Annotated in this window: 6 protein-coding genes and 1 pseudogene; all 7 read left to right on the top strand. The window is 61.0% G+C overall.

Translation table 11 applies throughout. The annotated features are described in order from the left end of the window. A pseudogene (locus B3C64_RS08210) lies at positions 1 to 234 on the top strand (elongation factor Tu); the annotation flags it as partial. Positions 235 to 409: 175 nt separating this feature from the next. After that, positions 410 to 973: an elongation factor P gene (efp, locus tag B3C64_RS08205; RefSeq protein ID WP_291534986.1), complete on the top strand. Its 564-nt coding sequence runs from the start codon at positions 410 to 412 to the stop codon at positions 971 to 973. A gap of 21 nt (positions 974 to 994) precedes the next feature. Next, the gene (gene nusB, locus B3C64_RS08200; RefSeq protein WP_291534985.1) at positions 995 to 1,438 is read left to right on the top strand and encodes a transcription antitermination factor NusB; all 444 of its coding nucleotides are present in this window, start codon (positions 995 to 997) and stop codon (positions 1,436 to 1,438) included. Positions 1,439 to 1,525: 87 nt separating this feature from the next. Next, entirely contained in the window at positions 1,526 to 2,743 is a 1,218-nt protein-coding gene (gene carA / locus B3C64_RS08195) for a glutamine-hydrolyzing carbamoyl-phosphate synthase small subunit (protein ID WP_291534992.1), read from the top strand. Then, positions 2,736 to 6,116, top strand: a complete 3,381-nt coding sequence (carB, locus tag B3C64_RS08190; RefSeq protein ID WP_291534984.1) for a carbamoyl-phosphate synthase large subunit — start codon at positions 2,736 to 2,738, stop codon at positions 6,114 to 6,116. Before carA ends, carB begins: the two co-directional genes overlap by 8 nt. Positions 6,117 to 6,118: 2 nt before the next feature. After that, the gene (pyrF, locus tag B3C64_RS08185; RefSeq protein WP_291534983.1) at positions 6,119 to 7,039 is read left to right on the top strand and encodes an orotidine-5'-phosphate decarboxylase; all 921 of its coding nucleotides are present in this window, start codon (positions 6,119 to 6,121) and stop codon (positions 7,037 to 7,039) included. A 61-nt stretch (positions 7,040 to 7,100) separates the two neighbouring features. After that, positions 7,101 to 7,691 (top strand): guanylate kinase, encoded by a 591-nt coding sequence (gene gmk, locus B3C64_RS08180; RefSeq protein ID WP_291534982.1) that lies wholly within the window; start codon positions 7,101 to 7,103, stop codon positions 7,689 to 7,691. Positions 7,692 to 7,730: the final 39 nt, after the last annotated feature.

Genomic DNA, 7,730 nt, shown 5'->3' with positions numbered 1-7,730 from the left:
GGCCGTCACTCGCCGTTCTTCTCCAACTACCGTCCGCAGTTCTACTTCCGTACCACCGACGTCACCGGCGTCATCACCCTGCCGGAAGGCGTTGAGATGGTGCAGCCGGGCGATCACGCTACCTTCAGCGTTGAGCTGATCCAGCCGATCGCTATGGAAGAGGGCCTGACCTTCGCTGTGCGTGAAGGCGGCCACACCGTCGGCTCGGGCCGTGTCACCAAGATCATCGAGTAGTCTTACCCGATATCAGGACACGCTTGAACTAGCGTAGAAGGAAACCTCCCGATGAACGAATCATCGGGAGGTTTCTTTATATGGAAGACGAATGCCCAAAGTATGCACGCCGTGGCATAATTAGCAAGGCTCTTTTTAAGCTTTCCCTGTTAGATGAAGAAATAGGTGAGTTAATTTGGCACAGACTACTAACGACATCAAGAACGGATCCGTTCTGAATCTCGACGGCCAGCTGTGGACCGTCATCAAGTTCCAGCACGTCAAGCCGGGCAAGGGCCCCGCTTTCGTGCGCACCACCATCAAGAACGTGCTCTCCGGCAAGATCGTCGACAAGACCTTCAACGCTGGCATGAAGATGGAATTCGAAACCGTCGACAACCGCAACCTCCAGTACTCCTACGAGGACGGCGACAACTTCGTGTTCATGGACATGACCACCTATGACCAGGTCTTCATTCCGAAGACCTTGGTCGGCGAGCAGGCCAAGTACCTCCTTGAAGGCACCGACTGCATCATCTCCTTCCACGACGGCACCCCGCTGTCCGTCGAGCTGCCGGCCTCCGTCGTGCTGACCGTCACCCACACCGAGCCGGGCCTGCAGGGCAACCGTTCCAACGCCGGCACCAAGCCCGCCACCGTCGAGACCGGTGCCGAGATTCAGGTCCCGCTGTTCATCGGCGAGGGCGAAAAGGTCAAGGTGAACACCACCGACGGCTCCTACCTCGGCCGCGAGAACTGAGAGTAAGGACAAAGAAGTTTCATGGCACGTTCCACCGCTCGCAAGAGGGCTCTGAACACGTTGTATGAAGCGGACGAGAAGGGACAGGATATCCTGTCCCTTCTTGCTGAGCGCATCGAACAGCCCGGCGCTCAGACCCCGCTGCCGGATTACGCCATCGAAATCGTCCGTGGCGTTGCGGACCACCGTTCCGCCATCGACGCCGCGCTTGATGAGCATTCCACTGGCTGGAAGGTCAAGCGCATGGGTGTGGTCGACCGTAACATCCTGCGCATCGCAGCCTGGGAGATCATGTTCAATGATGATGTTCCCAACATGGTGGCCATCGATGAGGCGCTGAGCCTTGCCAAGACCTTGTGCGACGACGATTCCCCGTCGTTCATCCATGGTCTGCTCAGCGCGGTCAGCGCTGATGCGCGAACCGCGCAGACGGATGACCAACCGACCGAACCATCGGCGGAATAAAGCCGATAGTTAAGCGATTCGGCCGGGTCGCGAGTCCTAACCGGCCGCTATCCTTGGTACGAATACCTTGACTATAAGGGGGTTTTGGTGAACCAGTATGATTCCGAAGCCGTGACGTTTGACCCTCAGGATGCCGTTCTTGTTCTTGAAGACGGACAGGTGTATGTGGGCGAGCCCTACGGCGCGATCGGCACGACCAGCGGGGAGATCGTTTTCGCGACCGGCATGACCGGCTATCAGGAAACGCTTACGGATCCCAGCTACGACCGTCAGATCGTGGTGCAGACGTTCCCGCACATCGGGGACACGGGAATCAATGAAGAGGATCCGGAATCCTCCAGAATCTGGGTCGCGGGCTATGTCGTGCGCGACCCCAGCCCGACGGTGAGCAATTGGCGCTCCACCGGCAGCCTTGACGACGATCTGGAGTCCAACCAGATCGTGGGCATCAGCCACATCGACACACGCAAGCTGGTGCGTCACCTGCGTTCCGCCGGCGTCATGCGCGCCGGTATCTTCTCCGGCGACGCCTTGCTTGACGGGAACGGCAAACCGCGCACCGTCGAATCCATGCTCGACGAGGTCAAGGCGACCCCGCAGATGAAGGGCATGAGCCTCTACGACGAGGTCAGCACCAAGAAGGCATACACCATCGAGCCGTGCGGAGAATACGAAGGCAAGGAGCCCTTGTTCACCGTCGCAGCGGTCGATTTGGGCATCAAGGCCATGACCCCGCACCGCATGGCGGAGCGCGGTTGCCGCGTGCATGTGGTGCCGTCCACCATCACCTTCGAGGAACTCAAGGAACTGAGCCCCGACGGCGTGTTCTTCTCCAACGGCCCGGGCGACCCGGAACAGGCCGATCCGGAGGTGCGTCTGCTGCGTCAGGTGCTCGACGCCGGCTATCCGTTCTTCGGCATCTGCTTCGGCAACCAGCTGCTTGGCCGCGCGCTCGGCTTCGGCACCTACAAACTCAAGTTCGGACACCGTGGCATCAACCAGCCGGTCAAGGACATGACCACCGGAAAGATCGAAATCACCGCGCACAACCACGGCTTCGCGGTGGACGCGCCCATCGGAAAGACCGTGGACGCCCCGTTCGAGAACGGCAAGTACGGCAAGGTATTCGTCAGCCACATCGATTTGAACGACGATGTGGTGGAAGGACTGCAGTGCGTGGACATCCCCGCATTCTCCGTGCAGTACCACCCGGAGGCCGCGGCCGGCCCGCACGACGCCGCCTATCTGTTTGATCGTTTCGTGGATCTCATGCGTTCCGCCAAGGAGGGAACCCACAATGCCTAAGCGCACAGACATCAAGTCCGTGATGGTTATCGGCTCCGGCCCGATCGTGATCGGCCAGGCCGCGGAATTCGACTATTCGGGAACCCAGGCGTGCCGCGTCCTGCGTGAGGAAGGCATCCGGGTCATTCTGGTCAATTCCAACCCCGCCACCATCATGACCGATCCGGAAATGGCCGATGCCACCTACATCGAGCCGATCTCCACGCCGATCCTCGAGCAGATCATCGCCAAAGAACGTCCGGATGCGCTGCTTCCGACCCTTGGCGGCCAGACCGCGCTGAACGCCGCGATGGCGCTTGGTGAGGCCGGCGTGCTCAAGAAGTACGACGTCGAACTGATCGGTGCTTCGCTGGACGCCATCGACCGTGGCGAGGACCGCGAGCTGTTCAAGAAGGTCGTCGAGAAGGCCGGCGCGGAATCTGCGCGCTCCGACATCGCGCACTCCCTCGCGGAAGTCGACAAGATCGCGGAGAAGTTCGGATACCCGCTGGTCGTTCGCCCAAGCTTCACCATGGGTGGTCTCGGCTCCGGTATCGCCCACAATGAGGAGGAGCTGCACCGCATCGCCGGCGCCGGCATCCACTATTCCCCGACCGATGAGGTGCTGATCGAGGAAGGCATCGAAGGCTGGAAGGAATACGAGCTCGAGCTGATGCGCGACAAGAAGGACAACGTCGTGGTCGTCTGCCCGATCGAAAACGTCGATCCGGTCGGCGTGCACACCGGTGATTCCATCACCGTCGCCCCGGTCTTCACCCTGACCGACCGCGAATACCAGAAGCTGCGCGACATCGGCATCGCCATCATCCGCGGCGTGGGCGTCGACACCGGCGGCTGCAACATTCAGTTCGCCGTCAATCCGAACACCGGCCGCATCATCGTCATCGAGATGAACCCGCGTGTGTCCCGTTCGTCCGCCTTGGCATCCAAGGCGACCGGCTTCCCGATCGCCAAGATCGCCACCAAGCTGGCGCTCGGCTACACGCTGGACGAGATTCAGAACGATATCACCCAGTCCACGCCGGCCAGCTTCGAGCCGACCATCGACTACGTGGTCACCAAGGTTCCACGCTTCGCGTTCGAGAAGTTCCCAGGAGCCGACCCGACGCTGACCACGTCGATGAAGTCCGTGGGCGAGGCCATGGCCCTCGGCGGCAACTTCCAGGAGTCCCTCGGCAAGGCGATGCGCTCCATCGACAAGCGCCACATGGGCTTCAACTGGGATGGCGACAAGCCGTCGCAGGAAGAGGTCGAGCAGCTGCTCGAGGCCATCAAGACCCCGACCGAGCACCGTTACCTGCAGATTCAGCGAGCCCTGTGGGGCGGCGCCACCGAACAGCAGATCTTTGACGCCACCAAGATCGATCCGTGGTTCGTCCGCCAGTTCGCGCTGATCAACCAGACCGCTTTGGAGATCAAGAACGCCGAAAAGCTGACGAAGCGACTGCTGAAGAAGGCGAAGCTCGCAGGCCTGTCCGATGTGCAGATCGCCCATCTGCGCCGTCTCGGAGACGAAGGCGAGAACGCCATCCGCGAACTGCGCTGGTCGTATGACCTCCGCCCGGTGTACAAGACCGTCGACACCTGCGCGGCCGAATTCGACGCGGCCACGCCGTATTACTACTCCTGCTATGCGGACGAGACCGAGCTGCGTCCACGCGAACGCGAGGCGGTGATCATCCTCGGTTCCGGTCCGAACCGCATCGGCCAGGGCATCGAGTTCGACTACACCTGCGTGCACGCGGTGCAGGAACTGGGCAAGGACTATGACACCATCATGGTCAACTGCAATCCGGAGACCGTGTCCACGGATTACGACATGTCCGACCGCCTGTACTTCGAACCGCTCACCTTCGAGGATGTGCTGGAGATCTACGAGGCCGAGAAGAAGATGGGTCCGGTCAAGGGCGTTATCGTGCAGCTCGGCGGCCAGACGCCGCTGTCGCTCGCCGCACGTCTGAAGGCCGCCGGCGTGCCGATCCTCGGCACCACTCCGGAATCCATCGACTTGGCCGAAAACCGTGAGCTTTTCGGCGAGGTGCTGAAGAAGGCGGACATGAACGCGCCGCGTTACGGCACCGCCCTGAGCCTGGACGAGGCCCGCGAGGCCGCGCACGCCATCGGATACCCGGTGCTGGTGCGCCCGAGCTACGTGCTCGGCGGACGAGGCATGGAAATCGTCTATGACGACGCCCAGCTGCGCAAGTACGTCGATCGTGCGCTGAAGGAGGCCCAGGCCGATACGGTCGTCTCCGGACGTCTGCCTTCGCCGCTGCTGATCGACAAGTTCCTCCAGGACGCCGTGGAAATCGACGTCGATGCCCTGTTCGACGGCAAGGAGCTGTACATCGGCGGCATCATGGAGCACGTCGAGGAAGCCGGCGTCCACTCCGGAGACGCCGCATGCACCTTGCCTCCAAGCACGTTGTCCGACGACCAGATTCGTCGTCTGCGCGAGGGAACCTACGCCATCGCCAAGGGTTGTGGCGTGCAGGGTCTGATCAATGTGCAGTACGCCTTCATGGCCAACACGCTGTATGTGATCGAAGCCAACCCGCGTGCGTCCCGTACGGTGCCGTTCGCCTCCAAGGCCACCGGTGTGGCCCTGGCCAAGGCCGCGGCCCGCATCATGGCCGGCGAGACCATCCAGCAGCAGCGCGACAACGGTTTGCTGCTGCCCCATGGCGACGGTGGCGACATCCATCGCGGACAGCAGGTGGCCGTCAAGGAATCCGTGCTGCCCTTCAAGCGTTTCCGCACGCCGCTCGGCAAGACCGTCGATGTGCTGCTTGGACCGGAAATGCGTTCCACCGGTGAGGTCATGGGCTTCGACCGCGACTTCCCGCATGCGTTCGCCAAGAGCCAGCTGGCCGCATACGAAGGCGGCCTGCCGACCAGCGGCAACGTGTTCATCTCCGTGAACGACACCGACAAGCGTCAGCTGCCGTTGTTCGCGGCGCGCCTGGTGGAGCTCGGATTCAAGATCTGGGCGACGGAGGGCACCGCATCCGTGCTGCGTCGCTACGGCATCGATTCCAAGATTGTCGACAAGATCAGCGTCCGCATGGACTCCGATCCCGAGGATCCGGTCACCACGTACCACGCGGAAGGCAGCGTCGGCAAGAACGTCGTTCAGCTGATCGAGGAAGGCGCCATCGACCTGATTCTCAACACGCCGAACTCCCGTGGCTCCCGTTCCGACGGCTACGCCATCCGTTCGGCCGCGATCGCGGCCGACCTGCCGCAGTTCACGACGATGACGGAGTTCGCCGCGGTGCTGATGGCCATCGAGGCCGTGCGCAATAATGATTATCAGATCATGAGCATTCAGGAGCACTCCAAGCAGCTGTTCGAGCTGGAAAGCCGTGAGTAGATATGAATAGCCTCAGCAGTGAAGAGATCAACGCCGAGCGTTCGGACTTCGGTCTGCGCCTGAGCAATTCGATGGCCAAGTACGGTCCGCTGTGCGTCGGCATCGATCCGCACAGGCAACTCCTCACCGACTGGGGCTACAATGTGGACGCATTGGGGGCCGAACTGTACTCGATGCGTATGCTGCAGGCCGCCAACGGCCATGCCGCGGCAGTCAAATTTCAGTTCTCCATGTTCGAGCGCTACGGTTCCAAAGGCATCGCGGCGCTCGAACGCGTGCTCTACGCGGCGCGGCAGATGGGCATCATCACCATTGTCGACTGCCTGCATGGTGGGCTTCCCACCACCATCTCCGCGTTTGCGGACGCCTATTTCAAACCCGCTTCGCCGTTGCTGGCGGATGCCATCACCTTGTTGCCGTATTACGGCGCCCGTTCATTAAGCGGCGTGATCAACGACGCGCTCAACAATGGGCGTGGTGTTTTCATCGCATCCTTGACCTCCAATCCTGAAGGCGCGAGTCTGCAGACTGCGCTTCGGCAGGGAGGGGAATACAAGGGGCGGACGGTCGCATATGGTATCGCCAGCACCGCGCAGAAATTCAACAGCACAGCCGACGGCATCATGGGATCCGTGGGACTGATCATCGGCGCCACCATCGGTCAGTGGATCAGTGATTCCGGCGTCGATCCGGCGAAATTCACCGGTCCGATCCTATCTCCCGGATATGGATGGCAGGGAGCGGAGACCCGTGATCTCAAAACCGTCTTCAAAGGCACCAAGGGCAACGTGCTGGTCACCGTCTCACGTTCCATCGCCACGAAGGGTCCCGATATCGCCACGTTGACGTCCGCCACGGAATCGGTCGCCGACGAGGTGCGTCAGGCATTGCTCGAAGCGCAAAGCGAAGGCGAAGACGCCTGAAGCGTGCCGTTTATACTTCCATCTGTCTTATTACCCGAATTCAATGAATAGTGAGGATACGATGACCGATTCCCAACATGGTCGTTTGATTGTACTTTGCGGACCGGCCGGCGTCGGCAAGGGCACGGTTCTTGGACGTGTGCGGGAGTTGCATCCGGAGATCTGGCTGTCGGTATCCGCCACGACGCGCAAGCCTCGTCCCGGCGAGGTCGATGGCGTGAACTACTTCTTCATGACCGAACAGGAATTCCTCGCCAAGGAGCAGGCCGGCGAATTCCTGGAGACCGCGGATGTCTTCGGATTGGCGCATTACGGAACCCCGGTGAAACCGGTCGTGGAACATCTCGAGCGCAACATACCGGTCGTTCTGGAAATCGATATTCAGGGTGCGCGCAGCGTCAAGGCACGTGCGGGGGAGTTGGGACTCGACGTGATGACGGTGTTCATCGCGCCGCCCTCATTCGAAGAGCTCAAGCGCCGTCTGATCGGACGAGGAACCGAAACACCGGAGCAGCAGGCGAAACGATTGGAGACCGCCAAAATCGAATTGGCCGCGGAACCCGAATTCGACAAGGTCATCGTCAATAACGTGGTGGACGAGGCCGCCGGGGAATTGTGGCAACTCATCGCCGAGGAATTCGATTTGCTGTAGAGCTCACCACTACGTATCAACCTATTGAAAGGCCCGTTC

The sequence above is a fragment of the Bifidobacterium sp. UBA6881 genome (assembly GCA_002451435.1).
Classification (GTDB): Bacteria; Actinomycetota; Actinomycetes; order Actinomycetales; family Bifidobacteriaceae; genus Bifidobacterium.
The sequence above is the reverse complement of the archived record's forward strand: the minus strand, read 5'-3'. Positions and strand labels throughout refer to the sequence as shown.

Coding starts and splice junctions, on each gene's coding strand:
- nusB (WP_291534985.1), top strand. CDS start 995: ATGGCACGTTCCACCGCTCGCAAGAGGGCTCTGAACACGTTGTATGAA.
- carB (WP_291534984.1), top strand. CDS start 2,736: ATGCCTAAGCGCACAGACATCAAGTCCGTGATGGTTATCGGCTCCGGC.
- pyrF (WP_291534983.1), top strand. CDS start 6,119: ATGAATAGCCTCAGCAGTGAAGAGATCAACGCCGAGCGTTCGGACTTC.
- gmk (WP_291534982.1), top strand. CDS start 7,101: ATGACCGATTCCCAACATGGTCGTTTGATTGTACTTTGCGGACCGGCC.